We start from the raw sequence: 22,793 nt of genomic DNA, 5'->3' as shown, positions 1-22,793 counted from the left end.
CCTCACCCGATACCGGGCACGAATCGGATCACCAGGTCGATCAGCCAGATCCCGGCGAACGGCGTCACCACACCGCCCAGCCCGTAGATCAGCAGGTTCCGCCGCAGCAGCGCGGCCGCGGTGGACGGTCGGCAGCGAACACCGCGCAGCGCCAGCGGGATCAGCGCGATGATGACCAGCGCGTTGAACACGACCGCCGAGAGCACCGCGGAGTCCGGCGTCGCCAGCCGCATCACGTTCAGCGCGCCCAGCTGCGGGTGGATGGCCGCGAAGAGCGCGGGCAGGATCGCGAAGTACTTGGCCAGGTCGTTGGCGACGCTGAAGGTCGTCAACGCGCCGCGGGTGATCAGCAGCTGCTTGCCGATCTCGACGATCTCGATCAGCTTGGTCGGATCCGAGTCGAGGTCGACCATGTTGCCGGCTTCCTTGGCCGCGCTGGTGCCGGTGTTCATCGCGACCCCGACGTCGGCCTGGGCGAGCGCGGGGGCGTCGTTGGTGCCGTCGCCGGTCATGGCCACCATCCGCCCACCGGCCTGCTCGGACTTGATGAAGGCCATCTTGTCCTCGGGCTTGGCCTCCGCGAGGTAGTCGTCCACCCCGGCTTCGGCGGCGATGGCGCGAGCGGTGAGCTCGTTGTCCCCGGTGATCATCACCGTGCGGATGCCCCTCGCGCGCAGTTCGGCGAAGCGCTCCCGCATCCCGGGTTTGACCACATCGGACAGTCGGATCACGCCCACCACCCGGCCGTTCTCGGCCACGACCAGCGGCGTGGCGCCCGCAGCGGCGATCTCGTCGGCGCAGCGCACGATCTGACCGGGAAGTCCCCCCACCAGCTCGCGCACCGCGCTGATGGCTCCCTTGCGGATCGTCCGGTCGTCGAGGTTGATGCCGCTCATCCGCGTTCGCGCGGTGAAGGGAACCTCGCTCGCGCGCGCCTCCGCACCGACGGGACCTTCGGGCAGCCCGAACTCGTGCGCGCAGAAGGCCACGATGCTGCTGCCTTCTGGCGTGGGATCGGCGAGGCTCGACAGCCGGGCGATCTCGGCGAGTTCGGCCGGCTCGACGCCGTCGGCCGGGACGAGCGCGGTGCAACGCCGGTTTCCGAACGTGATGGTCCCGGTCTTGTCCAGCAGGAGCGTGTCCACGTCACCGGCGGCCTCCACCGCTCGGCCGGACTTGGCGAGGACGTTGCGCTGCACGAGTCGATCCATCCCCGCGATGCCGATCGCCGAGAGCAGCGCGCCGATCGTGGTCGGGATCAGGCAGACCAGCAGCGCCGTCAAGGTCGTGACCTCGATCGCCGAGCCGGAGTAGACCGCCATCGGCTGCAGGGCGACCACCGCGAGCAGGAAGACGATCGTCAGCGTGGCCAGCAGGATCGTCAGCGCGATCTCGTTGGGCGTCTTCTGCCGCTGCGCGCCTTCGACGAGCGCGATCATCCGATCCACGAAGGTCTCGCCGGGTGCGGCGGTGATGCGCACGACGATCCGGTCGGAGAGCACCGAGGTGCCCGCCGTGACGGCGGAGCGGTCCCCGCCGGATTCGCGGATCACCGGGGCGGATTCGCCGGTGATGGCCGACTCGTCGACGGTCGCGATGCCCTCGACCACGTCGCCGTCGCCCGGGATGGTCTCGCCCGCCTCGACCACGACGAGGTCGCCCACCACCAGCGCGGTGCCGGGAACCTTCCGCTCACCGGCGTCGGTGAGCTTGCGGGCGACGGCCTCGGTCCTGGTGCGGCGCAATGATTCCGCCTGCGCGCGGCCGCGTCCCTCCGCGACCGCTTCGGAGAGGTTGGCGAACAGCACGGTGAACCACAGCCACGCCGCGACGGCGATGCCGAAGACGTCCGGGGACAGCGCGGCCAGGACGGTGGTCAGCACCGAACCGACCCACACCACGAACATCACCGGGTTGCGCAGCTGGTGCCGGGGGTGGAACTTGCGCAGCGCTTCGGGGATGGCCGTGAGCAGCTGCCGCGATGGGAACGCTCCCGCTGCGGTTCTCCTGCCTGCGGCGTGAGCGTCGAGCGCGGGTTTGAGGGTGGCGGTCATGACAGGGCCTCCGCGATCGGGCCGAGTGCGAGCGCGGGCAGGAAGGTCAGCGCTCCGACGAGGACGACCGTGCCGCCGAGCAGTCCGGCGAACAGCGGTCCGGTGGTCGGCAACGTCCCGGCCGTGGCGGGCACGCGTTGCCGGCTCGCGAGGGAGCCCGCGAGCATCAGCACGGCGATGATCGGCACGAACCTCCCCACCAGCATCGCGATGCTCAGCGCGACCTGGAAGAAGGGACTGGTGGCGGTGAGTCCGGCGAAGGCGCTCCCGTTGTTGTTGCCCGCCGAGGCGAAGGCGTAGAGGACCTCGGAAAGCCCGTGCGCGCCGGTGTTGTTCAGCGCGTCGCGGGTGGCCGGAAGCGCCATCGCCACTCCGGTGCCGAGCAGCACCGCGGTCGGCATCGCCAGCACGGACAGAGCAGCGGCCGTCACCTCGCGGCGCCCCAGCTTCTTGCCGAGGTATTCGGGCGTGCGCCCGACCATGAGCCCTGCGAGGAAAACGGCGATCACGGCCAGCACGAGGATCCCGAAGAGCCCCGAACCGGCTCCACCGGGAGCGACCTCGCCGATGAGCATGGCGAACAGAGCGGTCCCACCACCGAGGCCGGTGAAGCTGTCGTGCATCGCGTTGACCGCTCCGGTGGACGTGCCGGTGCTGCTCACCGCCCACAGCACGGAGGCGCCGATCCCGAAGCGGGTTTCCTTGCCCTCCATCGCGGCTCCTGCTGCCAGGGTCGCCGGGCCGTTCGGGTGGGTCTCCGCCCACCAGGTGACGGCCAGCAGCGCCGCCCAGAGGGTTCCCATCACGGCCAGCAGCGCGTGGCCCTGCCTGCGGTCGCCGACCAGGGTGCCGAGGGTGCGGGTCAGGGAGACCGGGATGACCAGCAGCAGGAAGATCTCCAGCAGGTTCGACGCACCGCCCGGGTTGGACAGCGGGTGCGCGGAGTTGGCGTTGAGCACACCGCCGCCGTTGGTGCCCAGCTCCTTGATGGCCTCCTGGCTGGCGATCGGCGCGGTCGCGATGGTGTGCGCCTGCCCGTCCAGGCCCGTGACCTGCCATCCCGGTGCGAGGCTCATGGCCACGCCCAGCGCGACGAGCACGATCGCGGCCACGACCGCAACGGGCAGCAGGATCCGGGTGCAGCCTCGGGTGATGTCGACCCACGCGTTGCCGATCCGGCCGCTCCCGTTCCCCGTGAAACCGCGCACCAGGGCGACCGCCACGGCCATGCCCACCGCGGCGGACAGGAAGTTCTGCACCATGAGCCCGGCCATCTGGACGCCGTGCCCGAGCACCTGCTCCGGCACGTAGGACTTCCAGTTGGTGTTGGTGACGAAGCTGACGGCGGTGTTGAAGGCCATCGACGGCGGCACCGCGCCGCGTCCGAGGTTCAGCGGCAGCAGGGGTTGCAGCCGCTGCATCGCGTAGAGCAGGGCGATCGAGACGAAGGAAAATCCCAGCACCGCTCTCGCGTAGCCGGTCGAGCGCTGCTGCGCGGAACCGTCCACTCCGGCCAGGCGGTAGACGACCTTCTCGACGCGCCAATCGGTTTCAGCGGTGTAGACGCGAGCCATGTAGTCCCCGAAGGGCTTGTGCACGACCGCGAGGACGGCCACCAGCAGGACCGCTTGCAGCACGCCCATCAGAACCTCTCCGGCCGGACCAGCGCGACGAACAGGTATCCGATCAGCAGCAGGGCCAGCACCCCGCCGGCGACGTTGGCGAGCAGCTCGTTCACAACCGCTCCACACCGCGCAGCAGCAGCGCCAGCGCCAGGAATCCGCCGACCAGCAAAGCGGCGAACGCGAGATCGACCACGACCGGTCACTCCTTTCGAGCTTCTTGTGACCCGTGGTCCAGCCAAACCCCCCGCGGAGGCGCGGTCGAGTCCCATGACGACTCCTTGATGCGGCGGCGGGCGGCTTTGATGCGTTCTTGACGCGAGGCCGCTTTCCTCCTGGTTTCCGCAGTTCTGACTGTTTTGCGGGTGGGTGACTTCACCCCGTTAGTTGGTTTCATCGATGCAACGATCTCGTTAATCTTGCTAACAAGTCGGTGCGTGGAAACCTCGAGGCGAAACGCCCGAAATCAGCACGGGACGAACGAATTGGAGAAACATCCGGAAATGTGCGGAATCTCCGGCTGGATCGACTTCCAGCGCAACCTGACCGAGCACGGACCCACGGTCGACGCCATGTGCGACACCATGACCTGTCGCGGCCCGGATGCCGGCGACACGTGGGTCAGCAGGCACGCGGCGCTCGGCCACCGGCGGCTGGCCATCATCGACCTCCCCGGAGGCGCGCAGCCGATGGAGGCCGAGAGCGGTCAGGTCGCCATCGTCTACAGCGGTGAGGCCTACAACTTCACCGAGCTCCGCGACGAGCTCCGCCGCCGCGGCCACCGCTTCGACACCGACAGCGACACCGAGGTCGTGCTGCACGGCTACCTCGAGTGGGGCGCGCAGGTCGCCGAGCACCTCAACGGCATGTTCGCCTTCGCCGTCTGGGACTCCCGCGAGGAGAAGCTGCTGCTCATCCGCGACCGGATGGGCATCAAGCCGCTGTACTACTACCCCACCGAGGACGGCGTCCTGTTCGGCTCCGAGCCGAAGGCGATCCTGGCCAACCCGCTGGCCGAGAAGGTCGTCGACGCCGACGGCATGCGCGAGCTGTTCGGCATGGTCAAGACCCCCGGCCAGGCCATCTGGTCGGGCATGCGCGAGGTCGAGCCGGGCACCATCGTCACCCTCGACCGGAAGGGCCTGCGCGAGCAGACCTACTGGAAGCTGCAGGCCGCCGAGCACACCGACGACCAGCAGACCTCCGTCGGCCACGTGCGCGAGCTGCTCGACGACATCGTGGAGCGCCAGCTGATCTCGGACGTGCCGCGCTGCGTGCTGCTCTCCGGCGGCCTCGACTCCAGCGCCATCACCGCGCTGTCCGGGCTGCACCTGGCCAAAAGCGGTGAGCAGGTGCGCAGCTTCGCGGTCGACTTCCTCGGCCAGACCGAGAACTTCGTCCCCGACCCGCTGCGCGCCACCCCGGACGGACCGTACGTGCGCGACGTCGCCGAGCACGTCGGCTCGCAGCACCAGGACATCGTCCTGGACCCGGAGACCCTCGCCGACCCGGAGGTCCGCCGCGCGGCCGTGCAGGCGCGCGACTTCCCGATGGGCCTGGGCGACATGGACCAGTCGCTGTACCTGCTGTTCAAGGCGATCCGGCAGCACTCCACGGTGGCGCTGTCCGGTGAGTCCGCGGACGAGGTCTTCGGCGGTTACAAGTGGTTCCACGACCCGGAGGTGCGCGCGGCCGACACCTTCCCGTGGATGGCCGCCGTGCAGAGCCAGGGCGCGGGGTACGACGTGCTCGACGCCGACGTCACCGCGGCGCTGGATCTCCCGTCGTTCATCGACGACTCCTACCGCACCGCCCTCAAGGAGGTGCCGACCCTCGACGGGGAAACCGGCCTGGAGCGCCGGATGCGGGAGATCTGCTACCTGCACCTCACGCGGTTCGTGCGCAACCTGCTCGACCGCAAGGACCGGATGAGCATGGCGGTCGGACTGGAGGTGCGCGTGCCCTTCTGCGACCACCGCCTGGTCGAGTACGTCTTCAACACCCCGTGGTCGCTGAAGACCTTCGACGGTCGCGAGAAGAGCCTGCTCCGCCACGCCACCGCCGACACCCTCCCGCAGTCGGTGGTCGAGCGGGTCAAGAGCCCGTACCCGTCCACCCAGGACCCGAAGTACGCCGAGGCCCTGCAGCGCCAGGTCCGCGACCTGGTCAAGGCCGACAACCCGGCGCTGTCGCTGCTGAACAAGCAGTGGATCACCGAGGCCGTCGAGCAGGACCCGTCGGCGATCGACATGGCCGCTCGTTACGCCTTCGAGCGCGCCCTGGACATGTCGGTCTGGTTCGACCTGCACAACCCCACGATCAAGCTCTGAGGTCGTGAGAACCGAAGGGGGAGCCGCACTTCACCGAGTGCGGCTCCCCTTCTCACGTTCAGCTGACCGGTAGCAGGAGCCGGAAGACGCTGCCTCCGCCCGGATTCTCGTGCAGCTCCAGACGACCGCCGTGCGCTTGCGCCAGAGCCGCGGCGATGGCCAGACCCAGCCCGGTGCCGCCCGAAGCGCGGGTGCGGCCGTCGTCGACGCGGTAGAAGCGGTCGAAGATCTTCGCCGCGTGCTCCGGCGGGATGCCCGGCCCTGCGTCGGCGACCGTCACCGAGACCATCCTCGTGCCGTGGCCGGGTTCCGCACCTGCTGCCGCGAGCGCCCGGTCGCTCGGCGTCGCGTGCGCGAGCTCGACCGCGATCGGCGAACCCGGCGGCGTGTGCACGAGAGCGTTGTTGACCAGGTTGGTCAGGACCTGGCGCAGACGAGCAGCATCGCCCAGCACCCGCAGGTCTTCGGGCGCGTCGAGCACGATCTCGCGTTCCGGATCGCGAGCCCTGGCGTCCTGCACGGCATCCCGGGCCAGCGGCACCAGATCCAGCTCCACCAGGTCGATGGTGCGCTGCCGGTCGAGCCGGGCCAGCAGCAGCATGTCCTCCACCAGGCCGCCCATCCGCACGGACTCGGACTCGATGCGGCCCATCATCATCCGGACGTCCTCCGGCTCGTGGGACTCGCTGCGGCGGTAGAGCTCGGCGAAACCGCGGATCGAGGTCAGCGGCGTGCGCAGCTCGTGCGAGGCGTCGGCGACGAACCTGCGGAGCCGGTCCTCGGAGCGCTCCCGCTGCTGCAACGCGTCGGTCAGCCGCCCCAGCATCGTGTTCAGCGCCTCGCCGAGCCGGCCGGTCTCCGTGCTCGGATCCTGGTCCGGCACCCGGCGATCCAGCTGACCTGCGGCGATCGCGTCCGCCGTGTCCTCGATGCGGGCCAGCGGGCGCAGGCTGAGCCGGACCGTGCCCGCGGCGGCCAGAGCCAGCACCAGCAGCACAGCACCGCCCACGACCAGCTCGATGGTCACCAACTGCCCGACCGTCGCCTGGGCGTTGCCCAACGACAGGGCGAGCACCACGTTGCGCCCGCCGGCGAGCTGGACGCGCCGCACCCGCCAGTCCGAGCCGCCCGCCCTGTCCGGAACGGTGCCGATCTGCGGACCGCGCTCCGGGTTGAGCAGGAGGGGCCCTCCCGAATCACCTTCCGCCGCACCGATCATTCCCCCCACCTGATCACCGGCGGCGTCGAAGATCAGCACGCGGAAGTCGGTCGGCAGCTCGCCCCGCCCGGGACCACCGGGCGGGCGGTGCATCGGATCCGGAGGGGGCATCCGGCCCGCCTCCCACGGCATCGACAGCTCGGCGAGCCGGTCATCGGTGCGCTCCACCAGCGACCGGTTGAGCAGCGCCACGCTGGTGAAGCCCATCAGCAGCAGACCCACGACCAGCGCGCCGACCAGCACGAGCACGAGCCGTCCGCGCAGCGTGCGCAAGACCTTCATCGGTTCTCCGGGGGGAGCCGCAGCACGTAGCCGACGCCGCGGATGGTGTGGATCAGCGGCGGCGACGCGAAGTCGACCTTCCGCCGCAGGTAGCTGATGTAGGACTCCACGATCCTGGAGTCACCGCCGAACTCGTAGTTCCACACGCGGTCCAGGATCTGCACCTTGCTGACCACCTTCTCGGCGTTGATCAGCAGGTAGCGCAGCAGTTTGAACTCCGTCGGCGACAGGCTCACCAGCTGCCCCGCCCTGCGGACCTCGTAGGTCTCCTCGTCGAGCTCCAGGTCCTGGTAGCGCAGCTTGGCCCCGTCGTCCTGCTCCGGGCGGACCCGCCGCAGGATCGCCCGCAGCCGCAGCACGACCTCGTCCAGGCTGAACGGCTTGGTGACGTAGTCATCGCCACCCGCGGTCAACCCGGCGATCCGGTCCTCGACCGCGTCCCGGGCGGTGAGGAACAGGACCGGGACCGTGCTGCCGCCGCTGCGCAGCTCGGTGGCGACGGAGAACCCGTCGCGGTCCGGAAGCATCACGTCCAGCACGAGGATGTCCGGGTGGAAATCGCCCGCCTCGCGCAACGCCTCCTCCCCGGTCGCGGCGCCGCGGACCTCGAACCCGCTCAGCCGCAGGGCCGCGGCCAGCAGCTCCAGGATGTTGGGCTCGTCGTCCACGACGAGCACTCGCGCTCCGTTGCTGTCCACCACGCCCTCCAGCATCACTCACCTCCCTGGGAAAACCCTGGAAGCCCGCTGAACGCCCGCCCCCATGTCTCCGCCCCACTCGTCCGGGTGACGCGTGGGCAGTTTTGGTCCGAACCTTCCCGACAAAACGGACGTGAAACCCGGGCGGTTCGGACCAAAACTGACCACTGGCCGAGTGGATCACCACCGAGCCGCCCTCACCCGCAGGCGTAAAGCTGCTGGGAGGAGTCCGTCGAGCCGCCGTAGGTGGCGGGGTCGACGAGGGTGCAGTTCTGCTTCACCCAGTTCTCCCGGTCGGTGGCCGCCCGGCCACCTCGCCCGCCTCCGGGCATCTGCGTTCCGCCTCGCCCGGCGTCCTTCGACCGGCCGTTCTGGTCTTGGGCGTTCTGGTCTTGGCCGTTCGGGTCTTGGGCGTTCGGGTCTTGGGCGTTCGGGTCTTGGGCGTTCTGGTCTTGGGCGTTCGGGTCTTGGGCGTTCTGGTCTTGGGCGTCGGGGGAGCGCATCATGCCTCCCGGACCGCCTCCGAGCAGGACGAAGCCGAGCTGGCCTCGCTGCTTCCACTCGGTGAGCCGGGCGACCGAGGGCGCGTCATCGGACCCCATGAAGCCGCCCATGCCGACCACCGTCAGATCCGTGTTGATGATGTAGCTCGACGCACCGTTGGCGCCGCCCTCCACCGCCAGCGGAACCTCGGCACCACCCGCGTTGGCCTTCACGTGGTCGACGATCTTCTGCTGATCAGCGCTCAGAACCGCTCCGCCGGGACCGCCCATGCCGCCGCGGCCTCCATCACCGGACATGCCCGGAGGCATCGGCCCGGTCATCCCCTCAGCAGCCTGACCGTCCCGCCCCGGAGGGGTCTGCCCGTCCCCGGAGGGCATCCGGTCGTGCCGCCCACCGCCCGGGCCACCCATCGACGTCTCCGGACCGGCCATCGGGTTGACCCCGCCCATCATCCCGGTCTCGCCGCCGGCGACACCGATCACCGACCAGGTCGCGGGCACCGCGAGCACCGCCGCCACGGCGAGCGCGAAACCCGTCTTGGCCAGCCCCGGACGCCCGAGCCGACCGATCACCAGGACCACCAGCGCCAGCGCGCCGAGCCCCACGGTCAGGTAGCCGGTCCACGGGTGCCAGCTCATGTCCCTGGCCACCACGCTCATCGCCCACGCCACGGTGATCGCCACACCCGCGGGCAGCAGCAACCAGGCCTTCCCGCCCGGCTGCCGGTACCACTGCCAGAACCGGACGAGACCGGCCCCGACCACCGCGCCGACCGCGGGCGCCAGCATCGTCGTGTAGTAGGGGTGCATCGTGCCCTGGGCGAAGCTGAACATCACCGCGATGACGACCAGCCAGCCGCCCCACAGCACCCAACCGGAGGCCTGCTCGCGATCGGGGGAACCTCCCGCGCGCCAGTGCCGCACGCCGAGCACCAGCATCGCGACCAGCACCAGTCCGCACAGCGGGAGCAGCCAGCTGATCTGACCCGCCAGCTGCTCGTTGAACATCCGCAGCACACCGGCCGTTCCGGAGAACCCACCCCCGCCGCCAGGACCTCCACCGCCGCCGGGCCCACCGCCCTGACCCGCACCCTCGCCGAGGATCCGGCCGAAGCCGTTGTAACCGACGATCAAGTCCCACGCCGAACCATCCGTGCTGCCACCGATGTAGGGCTTGGGCGAGGGCCACAGCGCGGTCGCCGCCACCCACCAGAAGGAGCTCACCAGCAGCACGCCCGCGGCGACGCCGAGGTCGGCGACCTTCCGGCCCGCACCGCTCCTGCTGCCCACCAGGTAGGCCGCGACGAACGCGGGCAACACCATCCAGGCCTGCAGCATCTTGGTCGTGAACCCGCAGCCGACCAGGAAGGCGGCCAGCGCGATCCAGCCCGTCGAGCGGCGTTCGGACATCGCTCGCGTCATCGCCCAGGCAGCGGCCACCACCAGCAGCACCAGCAGCGTGTCCGGGTTGTTGTCCCGGTTGATCAGCACCGAGATCGGGCTCAGCGCCAGTACCAGGGAGGCGATCAGCGCCGCGTTCTCACCAGCCCACCGGCGCACGGTGCGGTGCAGCAGGAACACGGCCACGACACCGCAGACCGCTTGCGGGAACAGCACTGCGAACTGGTTGAACCCGAAGACCTTCACCGAGATCACCTGCAACCACAGGGCCATCGGCGGTTTGTCGACGGTGACGACACCGGCGGCGTCGAACGAGCCGAAGAAGAAGGCTTCGAAGCTCGTCGACATCGACTTCACAGCCGCGGAGTAGTAGCCGTTCCCCCAAGAACTCCCGATCCCCCAGAGGTGGAGCACGGCCGCGAGCGCGCAGATCCCGGCCAGCGCCAGCCGTCTCGCCGGTCGCGGCGCCGGGCTCGTTCGCTGCGCAGGAGCAGCCTCGTCGACGGCGATCATGATGTTCCTTCTTCCTCGGCCGGGGCCGCGAAGACCCAGGAGCGGAGCAGTACGAACCGCAGAGCGGTGCCGACCACGGAGGACAGGACGAGGACCAGGACCTCCAGCCAGCGCGACGGATCGGCCGAAGCGGCGTGCAACCCGAGCAGCGCCCCGGAAGTGACGACGTAGTACAGCGCGAACACGATCAGGCCCTGTGCGTGCACTCGCCTGGACGAGCCGCGCTGCAAGAACGTGTAGCGGCGGTTGGCCTCGGTGTTCCACAGCGTCGTCACCGTCAGCGCGACCAGGTTCGCCAGCAGCGGTGGCCACCAACCGCGCAGCAGCGCGTAGAGCACCGAGGTGAGCACGGTGGACACCAGGCCGATCGCGCCGAACGAGACAAGCTGCCACAGCAGCCCGTTCTCCCGCTTCGCCAGCACCGCTTGCGGGTGCGCGGCCCGGGGCTGCGGACGTCGCGGCAAGCCCGGGACCCGCGCGGCACCGGTCACCTTGGCCCGCGCGACCCGGATGAGCCCGGCGATGTCGTCGGTCGCCGTGCGCACCACGTTCACCCGCGTGTCCACGTCCTCGACCCAGTCCACGGGCACCTCGTGCACGCGCAGGCCGTTGTGCTCGGCCAGCAGCAGCAGTTCGGTGTCGAAGAACCACGACTCGTCCCGGACCTGCCGCAGCAGCGGGCGGATCACGTCGGTGCGGGCGGCCTTGAACCCGCACTGGGCGTCGGTGAACCGCGCGCCGTGGGACCACCTGATCATCTTGTTGTAGCCACGGGAGATCATCTCCCGCTTCCCGCCGCGCACCGTGCGCGCACCGGGCGCCAGCCGGGAACCGACCGCGAGATCGGAATGCCCGTTGACCAGGGGCGCGACCAGCGGCAGCAGCGCGTCCAGCCCGGTCGAGAGATCGACGTCCATGTAGACCACGACATCGGCGTCGCTGTACTCCCAGGCGGTGCGCAGCGCGAGCCCTCGTCCCTTGCGGTCCAGGTGCAGCACCCGCACCTGGGGGAACTCCTGCGCCAGCCGGTGCGCCACTTGCAGCGTCGAGTCGGTGCTGGCGTTGTCGACGACCGTGATCGACCACGAGAAGGGAAATCCCTCGCCCAGGTAGCGGCTCAGCACCTCCAAGCACCCGGGAAGGGAACGTTCCTCGTTGTGGACCGGGACCACCACGTCGACCGTCGCGGTCCGGTGCGATGCCCGGCGCTCTTCCTCGGCGCCGAGCTGCGGCACGGCACTCATCTCCCACCACCTCTCATCCGGTTCGGCATCCATCAAGCCGGACGCAGGTGCGAGCCCCGTTGACGGAACCTGGGAATCGGCTGGGAGTGCGCGTCCCCGGTGGACGTGCAGCCGGCTCACACGTTCCTCCCAGCTGCGGCAGCCACCCTCGACGCTCGGAATGCCCGCCCGGAAAGGAATCCGCCCATGCCCGCACGTCTGCGCCTGCCGCACGCCCGCACCGGGGAGCCGAGATGGTCACCTCCCGTTCGCTGGGCGGTGCTGGCGATCGCCGCGTTCCTCAACACGTGGGCGCTGTCGATCAACGAGTGGGCCAACACCTACTACTCGGCTGCGGTGCTGGGGATGACGCGCAGCTGGGAGGCCTTCTTCTACGGCGCGCTGGACGCCGGAGCCTTCATCACGGTCGACAAGCCGCCGCTCGCCCTGTGGGTGCAGGCGCTGTCGGCACGGGTCTTCGGGTTCAACACCTGGAGTCTGCTGCTGCCGCAGGCCTTCGCGGGCGTGGGCGCGGTGTGGGTCGTGCAGCACGTGGTGCGGCGGAGTTCCGGCCCCCTCGCCGGAGCGCTCGCCGGGCTCGCCCTGGCGGTGACGCCGATCGCGGTCGTGATGGCCCGACACAACAACCCCGACATGCTGCTGACGTTGCTGCTGGTCCTGGCGTTGTGGGCCGCTTCCTGCGCGATCCGGTCCGGGACGCTGCCGCCGCTGGTGTGGTGCGCGGTGGCGATCGGCCTGGCGTTCAACACGAAGATGCTGCAGGCGCTCTTCGTGGTTCCGGTGATCGCCGTGGTCTACCTCGTGGCGGCATGTCCGAAGTGGACGCGCAAGCTGCTGAACCTGTCCGTCGCGGGCGGAGTTCTGGCGGCGGTGAGCCTGTCGTGGCTCGTCGTGGTCGATCTGGTGCCGAGCTCGGCGCGCCCTTACGTGGGCGGCAGCACCGACAACACCGTCCTGGACCTGCTGCTGGGCTACAACGGGCTCGGCCGCGTCGAAGGGCAGGCTCAGATCATGTCGCCCGGGATGATGGGTGGCGGCCCGGGCGGTGGGTCGCCGGGCGGCATGCCCGGCGGCGGAGCGCCCCCGGCCGGCGCGATGACCGGCGGCGGGCCCGGCGGCGGCATGGACGATGCCGGATTGGCACGACTGTTCAGCGGCGAGGTCGCACCGCAGATCGGCTGGCTCTTCCCGCTCGCGCTGTTCGGCGCGGTCGCGGTGCTCGTGCACCTCCGACACCGCCCCCGGGACGACGCCGAACGCGCGGATTTCCTGCTGTGGTTCGGAACGCTGCTGGTCACCGCGGCTGTGTTCACCTTCGCCTCGGGCATCTGGCACACCTACTACACGGTCGCCCTGGCGCCCCCGCTCGCCGCGGTGACCGGCATGGGCGCCCACGCGATGTGGCGCCTGACCCGCGACACCGAGTGGTGGGGCCTCCTGCTTCCCGCCTCGGTCATCGCCACCGGTCTCTGGAGCGCGCACCTGCTCGGCCAGAACGAGGACTTCCTGCCGTGGATGGGAACCGTTGTCGCAGCGGTCTCCCTCGCCGCGGGAATCGCGATGATGGTTCCCCTGCTCCTCCCCCGCAGCGGCGGACGTGACAGGAAGCGTCCCTTCATCGCGGCCGGCGCGCTGGTGGGAGTCTTGGCTTCGCTGGCGGGCCCGACGGCGTACGCGGTCACCCCGCTGTCCACACCGGTGCAAGCGACGTTCCCCTCGGCCGGCCCCAGCGGCGGTGGGCACGGCGGGCCGGGAGGCGGGCGGATGCCCGACGGCGGTCAGCGGCCGAACGGCGCGCAGCCGACCGGGATGCCCGGCGGAATGCCGGACGGCGGTCGCGGAGACCGGCGAGGCGAGCGATCCGGCGGCGAGCAGGTCGACCCGCAGCTGATGCGCTACCTCACCGATCACCACGCCGACGAGACCTGGCTGGTGGCCGTGGTGGGATCGATGGTCGCGGCACCGGTCATCCTCGAGACCGGGCAGCCGGTGATGGCCGTCGGCGGTTACAACGGCAACGACCCGGCCCCGACGGTCGACGAGCTCGAGAAGCACGTCGCCGACGGGAAGCTCAGGTACGTGTGGACCAGTGGCACCTCGGGAGTGCGGAGCATGGGAGGCGAGGTGGACACCGCGGTGGTGGACGCTTCCACGGGATGGGTCGCCCAGCACTGCGCGATCGTCGACCCGGCCGCCTACGGCGGAGACACCACCGCCACCACCCACCTCTACGACTGCAGAGGCGCCGCCTGACCGCACTCAGCAGCCGATCCCAGTTTTAGTCCAAACTGAGCCGACATTTCGGGCACCGAAGGTCCTCGGTTTGGACTAAAACTGGGATTCCCCCGGGTTTTCGCCGCTCGTGCCGTCAGGTGCTCGTGGCGTCAGATGCTCGTGGCGTCAGCCGCTCGTGCCGTCAGCCACTCGTGGTGTGGAGCGAGGTCACGAGTGCGCGTTGCGGGGTTTCGGTTGGCAGACCGGGCAGGTGTAGGCGGAACGGTTCATCCACGGATCGCGGCGGATCGAGGCCCCGCACCGCGGGCAGGGGTTCCCGCCCTGGCCGTAGACCGCCAGCGAGCGGTCGAAGTATCCCGATTCGCCGTTGACGTTGACGTAGAGCGCGTCGAACGAGGTGCCACCGACGTGCAGCGCTTCGCCGATGACATCGGTGGCGGCCGCGAACAGCTCGCGGATCTTGGGTCGCGTCATCGTCTCGGTCGGGCGCGCCCAGTGCAGCTTGACCCGCCACAGCGCCTCGTCGGCGTAGATGTTGCCGATGCCCGAGACCAAGCTCTGGTCCAGCAGCGCGCGCTTGATGCCGGTGCGACGACCGCGCAAGCGCTCGGTCAGCCGGTCCAGGTCGAACACCGGCTCCAGCGGGTCGGGGGCGATGTGCGCGACCGGCTCGGGAAGTGCCACCCCGTCGACCTCGACGAGCTCGGCGAGCTGGAGCCCGCCGAAGGTGCGCTGATCGACGAACCGCAGCTCAGCACCGCCGTCGGCGAAGCGCATCCGGACGCGCAGGTGCTTCTCGTCAGGTGCGTCGGTGGGCTGCACGAGCAGCTGCCCGCTCATCCCGAGGTGCACGACCAGGGCCTCGCCGTCGGTCGCCCCGGAGTGGTCGCCGAGTTCGACCCACAGGTACTTGCCGCGCCTGCGGGCTGCCGTCAGGGCCCTCCCGGCGAGCCTCGCGGCGAGGTCCTGCGGGCCGGGCGCGTGGCGGCGGACGGCACGCGGGTGCAGCACTTCGACGCTGGAGAGCGTGCGGCCCACGGCGTGTTCGGCGACACCGCGGCGGACCACTTCGACCTCGGGCAACTCAGGCACGAGCGCATCCTTCCCCACGCCGGGCGAGCACCCGGCAGGCGGGCGCGAAAGAGGGACGTGATCAGAGGCCGACCGGTAGTGCCCGGCCGCTGATCACGTCCCTCTTTCCGATCGGTTCGAGATGAACCGACTTCGCTCAGGATATGGAATCCGTCGCAGAATCTTCGACCTGCGCAGCGTTGACCTGCTCGTTGAGCTGGCGCCAAGCCGCTTCGGCCGCCTTCTGCTCGGCTTCCTTCTTGGTTCGTCCGTCGCCGCGCCCGTAGGTCTGGCCGCCGACGGACACGAAGGCGCTGAACTCCTTGCGGTGGTCAGGCCCTTCTTCCTCGACGCGGTACTCGGGCACGCCGAGAGTCGCGGAGGCGGTGAGCTCTTGCAGGCTGGTCTTCCAGTCCAGGCCGGCACCGCGCTGCGGCGCCTCGGCCAGCAACGGCTGGAAGAGCTTGTGCACGACTGCGCGCGCGACGTCGATGCCCTCAGCGAGGTACACGGCGCCGAGCACGGCTTCGAGCCCGTCCGCGAGGATGCTCGCCTTGTCACGGCCCCCCGTGAGCTCCTCACCACGACCGAGCAGCAGGTACTCACCGAGCCCGCCCTCACCGAGCCCGCGGGACACCCCGGCCAGCGCGTGCATGTTGACCACGCTGGCTCGAAGCTTCGCGAGCTGTCCCTCAGGCAGGTCCGGGTGCTCGTTGTAGAGGTGATCGGTGATCACCAGACCGAGCACCGCGTCGCCGAGGAACTCCAGCCGCTCGTTCGGCGGAAGACCGCCGTTCTCGTACGCGTACGAACGGTGGGTGAGAGCAAGGGTGAGCAGCTCGGCGTCCAACTCGACGCCGAGCGCTGCCAACAACGGAGCCCTGTCGATCTGACGGGCTCGCGGCTGCTTTCCCCCCACTACGTGGCCGCCACTCAGGCGGGCTGGACGACCTGACGGCCGTCGTACTGACCGCAGGCCGGGCAGACGACGTGCGGGAGCTTCTGCTCGCGGCAGGAGCGGTTCGAGCACTCGACCAGCGTCGGCGCCGAGGTCTTCCACGACGAACGGCGGTGACGGGTGTTGGCCCGGGACATCTTGCGCTTCGGGACGGCCACGACTACTTCTCCTCTTCGGTACCGCCGAGCCGCTCTTGAAGCGCGGCCCAGCGAGGATCAATGGTCTCATGCGTGTGCTCGGGGGCGAGTTCGGCCCACTTCACGCCGCACCCGGAGCACAGCCCCTGACAGTCCGGCGAGCACAACGGCGCCGAGGGAAGCGACAGCAACATCGCGTCCCGCACCACCGGTTCGAGGTCGATCAGGTCGTCGACGACCCGCTCCACCTCGTCGTCATCGGTGCTGGTGTCGGTCGCGCTGTCCGGGTATGCGAACAGCTCCCGGAGCTCGATCTCGATCTCCTCGGAGACCGGGTCCAAGCACCGGACGCATTCGCCGGTCAGCCGGGCCGACGCCGTGCCCGACACCAACACGCCCTCCACCACGGACTCGGCCAGCAGATCGAGGTCCACCGGTTCGCCCTCGGGCACCTTGATCATGTCCAGCCCGAAGCCGGCGGGCGCCGGGGCCTTGCGCGTGTAGGCACGGCTGCTACCGGCCCGGTGGCCGATTTCCCGGGTGTCGATCACCCAAGGGCCGGCTTGCGCAGTGCGCGGTTCATGGCTCTGAGACATCACGAATTTCGGTGCTTGGTGAAATGGGCATTCGGCCGACGGTGAGAAGGCGCCTCGACGGATCGGGCACGCACCCCAAGTCAGCCCTCCCAGCGTACGCGACGCCGGTCCGCGAACGACACCAGCCCCTGTTCACAGGGGTTTCGGCGCCGGACCAGCGGACCGGTGGACCGCTGGTGTCAGTTGGCGCCCGCGGAGGGCTGCCACTCCTCGTAGTCGAACGGCGCGCCCATCGGGCTGCGGAGCTGCTGACGACCCTTGCCGACGGTCCGCAGCGTGCGGCCCAGCAGGTCCTCGAAGTCGGCCAGGCGGGAGTCGACGTAGGCGTCGCACTCGCTGCGCAGCCGCTCGGCCTCCTCACCGGCTTCCTCGGCGATGCGCTTGCCCTCGGCGTTGGCCGCCTGCACGACCTCGGTGTCGGTGACCAGGCGAGCCTGCTCGGCCTTGCCCTCGTGCACCGACTGCTCGTAGGCGGCACGACCGGCCTGCACCATCCGGTCGGCCTCGGACTGAGCGCGGCTGACGTAGTCCTCGTACTCGCGGCGGCCCGCGGTGACGGTCTGCTCGGCCTGGCCGCGTGCGTCGGACAGCAGGTGGTCGGCCTGCTCGCGCGCTTCGGCCAGCAGCTGCTCCGCTTCGGCGCGGGCCTCGGCGAGGGTGCGCTCCGAGTCGGTGCGCGCCTCGGCGACGGACTTGTCCGCCTCGGTCTGGGCCTTGGTGACCACCTCGTCGCGGTGGTCCAGCACGTCCTGGGCGTCGTCGAGCTCCTGCGGGATCGCGTCCCGCACGTCGTCGAGAAGCTCCAGCACATCACCGCGCGGGACCACACAACCCGAGGTCATGGGGACGCCACGCGCCTCTTCGACGATCGTGACCAGCTCGTCGAGGGCCTCGAACACCCGGTACACCATGATCTCCCTGCAGTCGTTCAGCGCCGCGCCGCTCAAGCATGTCAGAACGCCGCGCGATGCCGATCACGGGCCGTTCCCCTCCCAGTCTGCCTGCGCGACCCCCGTACGCGGGGGAAATCCGCCATCCGCGTGTCAAGCCACCACCCGAGCGATCGACGAGAACGAGGGAACCTCCCTGCCACCACGAGTGACAGGGAGGTTCCCTCGCACCACGATCAGACTCGCTCGCGCAAGCGGCGCAGCCGCGAGGCGTGGGAGCCACCCTCGCAACCTGCACCGCCGCGGGTTCTGCCACGCCTTCCGGGTGAGCACGCCGCGGGACGTACAAGAGTCGTGGCGCACGGAGGCCAGGAGACGTGTCAGGTTCCGCTACCGGCACCGCCGAGCAGAACGACCGCGGAACTACGCGTTGATGTCGGTGATGGAGAAGCTCTCGTAGTGGTCATCGGTCCAGAAGAACTCCCCCGCCTCGCCGACGACGAAGCGGCGGGCGCCGCGGTCGTCGCTGCCGGGGGTCTCGACGGTGTACTCCTTGTAGTACCCGTCCGCGCAGTCGGGCAGGAGTCCCTCGCGGTTGCCGAAGGTCTGGCCGTCCTCCGGGTACGGGAACGGGCCGCCGGCCTTGATGAGGTCGACGGTCTCGGCTGCCTCCGGGGGCAGGGACGAGAGCGTGACCGGTTCGAACCCGGCGGTGTCCCCGCACTCGGCCTGCGCGACGGCAGCCGGGGCGGGAGCGGCGGAGAAGGCACTGGACTGGAAGCCGACGAGCCCCGCCACGGCGAGCAGGGCGGCCAGCAGGATCTGCACTGACTTCTTCATGGCGATCACGCTAACCGCGGCGCGGCGCCGGCCAGCGGAAATGGCGGGAACCCGAAGGGAACGGCAGACGATTCGCCGAAACCTGCGTGACCCGGCGGTGTTGCGGAGGTTAACCGTTCTCCGCGATGCGCTCGCGCAGCCGACGCTCGATCTTCGGCGGCAGCAGGTTGGAGACGTCACCACCGTAGGTGGCGACCTCCTTGACCAGCGAGGACGCCAGGAAGCTGTACAGCGGGTTGGTCGACATGAACATCGTCTCGACCCCGGACAGCTGCTGGTTCATCTGCGCCATCTGCAGCTCGTAGTCGAAGTCGCTCACCGCGCGCAGGCCCTTGACGATCGCGCCGATCTCGTTGGCCTTGCAGTAGTCGACCAGCAGACCGTGCCAGGAGTCGATGCGCACGTTCGGCCACGGGGCCGTGACCTCGCGCAGCATTTCCAGGCGCTCGTCAACGGAGAACAAGCCCTTCTTGCTCTTGTTGATCAGCACCGCGACGACGACCTCGTCGAACAGGCCGGACGCTCGCTCGATGATGTCCAGATGACCGTTGGTGACGGGGTCGTAAGAGCCTGGACATACCGCACGCCTCATGGGCTGGGACGTTAGCAGCAGGTCGGGCCAACCCCCAGCTCGACGTGGCCTGGCTCACCGCTGTTCGATCACGGCCCAGTGCACCGAGGTGTCCCCGTAGCGCTTCGAACGCAACGCCTCCAGCGGGTCGGGCCAGTCGGGTTCACCGCTGCGGACCGCGCGTTCGACGATCACCACGCTGCCCGGCCCGACCCAGCCGTGGGCGACCAATCCCTCCAGCACGCGCTGCAGCAGCTCGGCGGACAGGTCGTAGGGCGGGTCGGCGAGCACGACGTCGAACGGCTCGGCGATCGCGGCGGCGGTCAGCGTCTCGGCCTTGGCCTGCTCCACCCGAACGTCGCGGAAGCCCAAGGTGGCGGCGTTGCGCTTGAGGATCGACGCCGCGCGGCGGTCGGATTCGACGAACGTCGCGTGGCCGGCTCCCCGCGAGAGAGCTTCCAGCCCGAGGGCTCCGGAACCGCCGTAGAGGTCGAGAACGCGGAGACCGTCGATGTCGAGCATCGTCTCCAGCGAGTTGAACAGCGCCTCGCGAACCCGCTCGGAGGTCGGCCTGGTCCCCTTCGGGGGCACTTCCAGCCGTCGGCCACCCGCACTTCCCGCCACGATCCGCGTCACCGGGACATCGTCGCGCACCCCTGGTGCGCGGGTGCTCCGCGGGTCCTCCGCCACCGCGCATCTTACGCCCGCGGACCAGCCGCGACGGCAGGCGGGAGACGTCGGCCCGCCCGGCGCCGCGCGTACTCTGTTGGGTCTGCCCACCGCGCAAGACCGGGAGAAAGTCACAGGTGTCCGAAGCATCCGAAAAGCAGGCCGAGATCGCGGTCGAGCAGGAGCACGTGGACCGCGTCTACGCCCGGCTCGACGAGCTGCGCTCCGAAGCCGAGGCGATGCGCGACAAGAGCTACGAGTACGGCAAGGAAGCCACGCCCGAGGCGCTCAACGAGCGGGACGTGATGCTGCACCACGCCAACCGGACCTTGCAGGCGCTCAACGCCGAGTCCGAGGGCCTGGTGTTCGGCCGCCTCGACCTGGGCACCGGCGACGCCGTGCACATCGGCCGGCTGGGCATCCGCGACCAGCGCTTCGACAACCTGCTGGTGGACTGGCGCGCCCCGCTGGCCGCCGCCTTCTACCAGGCCACTCCCGAGCACCCGCAGGACGTGATCCGGCGCCGGGTGATCCGCTGCTCGCGCGAGCAGGTGATCGACGTCTCCGACGACCTGCTGGCGCCGGAGCAGGCTCCGCCGGACATGCGGGTGATCGGCGACGGCGCGCTGATGGCGGCGCTGACCCGCTCGCGCGGCGAGACGATGCGCAACATCGTGGCCACCATCCAGAAGGAGCAGGACGAGGCGATCCGGGCGCCGGAGAGCGGCGTCACCGAGATCACCGGCGGTCCCGGCACCGGCAAGACCGCCGTCGCGCTGCACCGCGCCGCCTACCTGCTCTACCGGGAGCAGCGGCGGCTCGGCGGGCCGGGCGTTCTGGTCATCGGCCCGTCGCCGGTGTTCATGAGCTACATCTCGCGGGTGCTGCCGTCGATGGGCGAGCACAACGTGGAGCTGCGGGCGCTCGGCGAGGTGCTCGACGGGCTCGGCACCTCGAAGATCGACGATCCGCGCACCGCCGAGGTCAAGGGCTCCTCGCGGATGGTGAAGGTGCTGCGCCGCGCGCTGCGCCTGGCGCCACCGGAGGCTCCCGAGTCGTTCAAGATGTACTACCGGGGCGCGGTGCTCAAGCTGGAGGCCGACGACCTCAAGCGCATCCGCCGCAACCTGCACAACAAGGGCGGCCAGCCGAACAAGACCCGGATGAAGGCCGCCGACGCGCTGCTGGAAGCGCTGTGGCAGCAGGCGAAGGGCCTGGCGGGCGGCGATTTCCAGCCGGATCGGGACCGGCTGATCAGCGAGATCGGCGAGCGCATCGAGTTCCACCGGTTCCTGGTCGCCTGGTGGCCGGCGCTGTATCCGATGCAGGTGCTGCGCTGGCTGTCGGATCCGGACCGGCTGGCCCGCGCGGCGCGACGGCTGCTGGCCGCCGAGGAGGTCGACCTGCTGGCCAAGTCGTGGGCGTCGATCGCCGAGTCGTCGGTGTCGGACTGGACGGTCGCCGACGTCGCGCTGATCGACGAGCTGCGGATGCTGATCGGCCCGCCGCCCAAGCGCCCCCGGCGTGCCGAACCGGACGCGGAGCAGCCGCGCCGCGCCGTCAACTACGACGAGTACGCCCACGTCGTCATCGATGAGGCGCAGGACCTCTCGCCGATGCAGTGGCGGATGGTCGGCCGCCGCGGCAGGCACGCCAGCTGGACGATCGTGGGCGATCCGGTCCAGTCGTCCTGGCCGGATCCGGCCGAGGCGGCGACCGCCCGGGCCGAGGCCCTGATCGGGCAGCGCAACCACCGCACGTTCACGCTGCGCACGAACTACCGGAACTCGGCGGAGATCTTCGACTACGCCTCGGACGCGGTGCGCGACCTCGTCGACCCGGACGCTCTGCCGACGGCCGTGCGCACCACCGGTATCGAGCCGGACGTGCGGGAGGCGACCGCGGACGGGATCGCCGCGACGACCCGGGAAACGGCGCTGGACCTGCTGGACCGGGCCGAGGGCACGGTCGGCGTCATCACCACGATGTCGCGCAGGGACGAGGTCCGGGCCTGGCTGTCCGATGCGGACGGGTCACGGCTCCGCGTGCTGGGCAGCCTCGATTCCAAGGGCATGGAGTACGACGCCGTCGCGGTGGTCGACCCGGACGGCCTGGCGGCCGAGTCCACCACCGGGCGCAGGGCGCTGTACGTGGCCCTGAGCCGCGCCACCCAGCTCCTCGCGGTGATCAAGCCGAACTGAGCCGGACGACACGAGCACCTCGGCATCTCCAGGTTTTGGTCGTGAGGTCCTCGGGGACGTTGGTCGGTGGGGTGGGGAAGTTTTCATGAAAACTTCCCCACCCCACCGACCAGACATGTCGCGGGACTGGTCAGCAGACGGGTTCGGGCCTGCGGCTACTGACCGTCGATCCGGACGAACGCCTGGGCCGACGAGGCCCAGCGGTAGTGCTCCGTGTGCCCCTGCCCGGTGTCGAAGTCGTTGATCCACACGGCGATGTCCTGGTGGAACACCTGGAACTCCTCCGGGACCTGGGTCCACACCGGCGGGCTGACCACGGTTCCCAGCGGGTGCGGCTCGGTGCCGCCCGGGTCGGTGGTCATCCCGATCAGCGCCCGCGAGTACTCCGCGTCCCGCGGCCCGCACTCCACCAGGATCAGGGCGTCCTCGACGCCTTCGCCGGTGACGTCGGCGTAGCCGATCGGCTTGTCCGGGGCGAACCGGTAGACCCGGTCCCCGGCCTCACCCGCCCCGTCGTTGAACGAAACCCGCTGCTGCGGGCAGGAACCCACCGGTGGTACGTCGAATTCGGCGTTGCGCCAGTCGACCTGCTGCACGTCGGCCGCAGCAACACCGCCCCCGGCGAGCAGCGCCGCGGCCACCAGCACCCCAGCGCTGGACGCGATCCGTGTGCGCATGACAACCCCCATGTCTCGAAAACGGCTCATCCGTTCACCGAGAACACGGAGCGCACCGGGACTCCTGTTGCCACGCACCGCC

General features: G+C 70.0%; 19 protein-coding genes. 3 read left to right on the top strand and 16 right to left on the bottom strand.

What is annotated here, in order from left to right; all coding sequences use genetic code 11:
• Window positions 1–2: 2 nt before the first annotated feature.
• Genes kdpB through kdpF form a run of 3 tightly spaced genes read right to left on the bottom strand, consistent with a single transcriptional unit; the run spans window position 3 to window position 3,792 of the window.
• Complete coding sequence (gene kdpB / locus ACYVF3_RS18305) at window positions 3–2,054, bottom strand: potassium-transporting ATPase subunit KdpB (RefSeq protein WP_461155436.1); 2,052 nt, start codon at window positions 2,052–2,054, stop codon at window positions 3–5.
• Complete coding sequence (gene kdpA / locus ACYVF3_RS18300; RefSeq protein WP_461155435.1) at window positions 2,051–3,697, bottom strand: potassium-transporting ATPase subunit KdpA; 1,647 nt, start codon at window positions 3,695–3,697, stop codon at window positions 2,051–2,053. The genes kdpB and kdpA overlap by 4 nt, the downstream gene beginning before the upstream one ends.
• Window positions 3,697–3,792 carry a K(+)-transporting ATPase subunit F gene (kdpF, locus tag ACYVF3_RS18295; protein WP_461155434.1) on the bottom strand — a complete coding sequence of 32 codons (96 nt, stop codon included), beginning with the start codon at window positions 3,790–3,792 and terminating at the stop codon, window positions 3,697–3,699. The genes kdpA and kdpF overlap by 1 nt, the downstream gene beginning before the upstream one ends.
• Window positions 3,793–4,179: 387 nt before the next feature.
• Here kdpF and asnB point away from each other — a divergent pair, with 387 nt between their 5' ends.
• Window positions 4,180–6,006: an asparagine synthase (glutamine-hydrolyzing) gene (asnB, locus tag ACYVF3_RS18290; RefSeq protein ID WP_461155433.1), complete on the top strand. Its 1,827-nt coding sequence runs from the start codon at window positions 4,180–4,182 to the stop codon at window positions 6,004–6,006.
• 58 nt (window positions 6,007–6,064) lie between these two features.
• On the opposite strand, the gene ACYVF3_RS18285 is transcribed toward asnB, so the two are convergent.
• The 4 genes from ACYVF3_RS18285 to ACYVF3_RS18270 all read right to left on the bottom strand — a co-directional run bounded on the left by ACYVF3_RS18285 (window position 6,065) and on the right by ACYVF3_RS18270 (window position 11,866).
• On the bottom strand, window positions 6,065–7,507 hold the full coding sequence (locus ACYVF3_RS18285; protein WP_461155432.1) for a sensor histidine kinase: 1,443 nt from the start codon (window positions 7,505–7,507) through the stop codon (window positions 6,065–6,067).
• A complete protein-coding gene (locus tag ACYVF3_RS18280; protein WP_461155431.1) occupies window positions 7,504–8,220 on the bottom strand; it encodes a response regulator transcription factor in 717 nt (238 codons plus the stop codon). Before ACYVF3_RS18280 ends, ACYVF3_RS18285 begins: the two co-directional genes overlap by 4 nt.
• 182 nt (window positions 8,221–8,402) lie before the next feature.
• Window positions 8,403–10,622: an ArnT family glycosyltransferase gene (locus ACYVF3_RS18275; RefSeq protein WP_461155430.1), complete on the bottom strand. Its 2,220-nt coding sequence runs from the start codon at window positions 10,620–10,622 to the stop codon at window positions 8,403–8,405.
• Window positions 10,619–11,866: a bifunctional glycosyltransferase family 2/GtrA family protein gene (locus tag ACYVF3_RS18270; RefSeq protein ID WP_461155429.1), complete on the bottom strand. Its 1,248-nt coding sequence runs from the start codon at window positions 11,864–11,866 to the stop codon at window positions 10,619–10,621. The genes ACYVF3_RS18275 and ACYVF3_RS18270 overlap by 4 nt, the downstream gene beginning before the upstream one ends.
• A gap of 186 nt (window positions 11,867–12,052) precedes the next feature.
• Between ACYVF3_RS18270 and ACYVF3_RS18265 the strand changes: the two genes are divergently transcribed.
• Window positions 12,053–14,119, top strand: a complete 2,067-nt coding sequence (locus tag ACYVF3_RS18265; protein WP_461155428.1) for an ArnT family glycosyltransferase — start codon at window positions 12,053–12,055, stop codon at window positions 14,117–14,119.
• 189 nt (window positions 14,120–14,308) lie between these two features.
• Here ACYVF3_RS18265 and mutM read toward each other — a convergent pair whose 3' ends face one another.
• From mutM to rsmD, 8 genes are all read right to left on the bottom strand, one after another.
• A complete protein-coding gene (mutM, locus tag ACYVF3_RS18260; RefSeq protein ID WP_461155427.1) occupies window positions 14,309–15,193 on the bottom strand; it encodes a bifunctional DNA-formamidopyrimidine glycosylase/DNA-(apurinic or apyrimidinic site) lyase in 885 nt (294 codons plus the stop codon).
• 136 nt (window positions 15,194–15,329) lie between these two features.
• Window positions 15,330–16,091: a ribonuclease III gene (rnc, locus tag ACYVF3_RS18255; RefSeq protein WP_461155426.1), complete on the bottom strand. Its 762-nt coding sequence runs from the start codon at window positions 16,089–16,091 to the stop codon at window positions 15,330–15,332.
• Window positions 16,092–16,105: 14 nt separating this feature from the next.
• On the bottom strand, window positions 16,106–16,288 hold the full coding sequence (gene rpmF, locus ACYVF3_RS18250; RefSeq protein ID WP_125091036.1) for a 50S ribosomal protein L32: 183 nt from the start codon (window positions 16,286–16,288) through the stop codon (window positions 16,106–16,108).
• Between the two features lie 2 nt (window positions 16,289–16,290).
• Entirely contained in the window at window positions 16,291–16,863 is a 573-nt protein-coding gene (locus tag ACYVF3_RS18245; RefSeq protein ID WP_461155425.1) for a YceD family protein, read from the bottom strand.
• A gap of 179 nt (window positions 16,864–17,042) precedes the next feature.
• On the bottom strand, window positions 17,043–17,771 hold the full coding sequence (locus ACYVF3_RS18240) for a DivIVA domain-containing protein (RefSeq protein ID WP_461155445.1): 729 nt from the start codon (window positions 17,769–17,771) through the stop codon (window positions 17,043–17,045).
• Between the two features lie 405 nt (window positions 17,772–18,176).
• Window positions 18,177–18,593, bottom strand: coding sequence for a guanyl-specific ribonuclease (locus ACYVF3_RS18235; RefSeq protein WP_145737679.1), 417 nt, complete (start codon window positions 18,591–18,593; stop codon window positions 18,177–18,179).
• A 109-nt stretch (window positions 18,594–18,702) separates the two neighbouring features.
• On the bottom strand, window positions 18,703–19,185 hold the full coding sequence (gene coaD, locus ACYVF3_RS18230) for a pantetheine-phosphate adenylyltransferase (protein ID WP_145737680.1): 483 nt from the start codon (window positions 19,183–19,185) through the stop codon (window positions 18,703–18,705).
• 54 nt (window positions 19,186–19,239) lie between these two features.
• Window positions 19,240–19,800 carry a 16S rRNA (guanine(966)-N(2))-methyltransferase RsmD gene (rsmD, locus tag ACYVF3_RS18225; RefSeq protein ID WP_461155424.1) on the bottom strand — a complete coding sequence of 187 codons (561 nt, stop codon included), beginning with the start codon at window positions 19,798–19,800 and terminating at the stop codon, window positions 19,240–19,242.
• Window positions 19,801–19,970: 170 nt separating this feature from the next.
• Between rsmD and ACYVF3_RS18220 the strand changes: the two genes are divergently transcribed.
• A complete protein-coding gene (locus tag ACYVF3_RS18220; RefSeq protein ID WP_461155423.1) occupies window positions 19,971–22,034 on the top strand; it encodes a HelD family protein in 2,064 nt (687 codons plus the stop codon).
• A 155-nt stretch (window positions 22,035–22,189) separates the two neighbouring features.
• On the opposite strand, the gene ACYVF3_RS18215 is transcribed toward ACYVF3_RS18220, so the two are convergent.
• On the bottom strand, window positions 22,190–22,711 hold the full coding sequence (locus ACYVF3_RS18215) for a hypothetical protein (RefSeq protein WP_461155422.1): 522 nt from the start codon (window positions 22,709–22,711) through the stop codon (window positions 22,190–22,192).
• Window positions 22,712–22,793: the final 82 nt, after the last annotated feature.

Source organism: Saccharopolyspora tripterygii (assembly GCF_054778355.1).
Note: the sequence above shows the minus strand (reverse complement) of the source record. Positions and strands in the feature narration are given on the sequence as shown.

Coding starts and splice junctions, on each gene's coding strand:
- kdpB (WP_461155436.1), bottom strand. CDS start 2,054: ATGACCGCCACCCTCAAACCCGCGCTCGACGCTCACGCCGCAGGCAGG.
- kdpA (WP_461155435.1), bottom strand. CDS start 3,697: ATGGGCGTGCTGCAAGCGGTCCTGCTGGTGGCCGTCCTCGCGGTCGTG.
- asnB (WP_461155433.1), top strand. CDS start 4,180: ATGTGCGGAATCTCCGGCTGGATCGACTTCCAGCGCAACCTGACCGAG.
- ACYVF3_RS18285 (WP_461155432.1), bottom strand. CDS start 7,507: ATGAAGGTCTTGCGCACGCTGCGCGGACGGCTCGTGCTCGTGCTGGTC.
- ACYVF3_RS18280 (WP_461155431.1), bottom strand. CDS start 8,220: ATGCTGGAGGGCGTGGTGGACAGCAACGGAGCGCGAGTGCTCGTCGTG.
- ACYVF3_RS18275 (WP_461155430.1), bottom strand. CDS start 10,622: ATGATCGCCGTCGACGAGGCTGCTCCTGCGCAGCGAACGAGCCCGGCG.
- ACYVF3_RS18270 (WP_461155429.1), bottom strand. CDS start 11,866: ATGAGTGCCGTGCCGCAGCTCGGCGCCGAGGAAGAGCGCCGGGCATCG.
- ACYVF3_RS18265 (WP_461155428.1), top strand. CDS start 12,053: ATGCCCGCACGTCTGCGCCTGCCGCACGCCCGCACCGGGGAGCCGAGA.
- ACYVF3_RS18245 (WP_461155425.1), bottom strand. CDS start 16,863: ATGTCTCAGAGCCATGAACCGCGCACTGCGCAAGCCGGCCCTTGGGTG.
- ACYVF3_RS18235 (WP_145737679.1), bottom strand. CDS start 18,593: ATGAAGAAGTCAGTGCAGATCCTGCTGGCCGCCCTGCTCGCCGTGGCG.
- coaD (WP_145737680.1), bottom strand. CDS start 19,185: ATGAGGCGTGCGGTATGTCCAGGCTCTTACGACCCCGTCACCAACGGT.
- ACYVF3_RS18215 (WP_461155422.1), bottom strand. CDS start 22,711: ATGCGCACACGGATCGCGTCCAGCGCTGGGGTGCTGGTGGCCGCGGCG.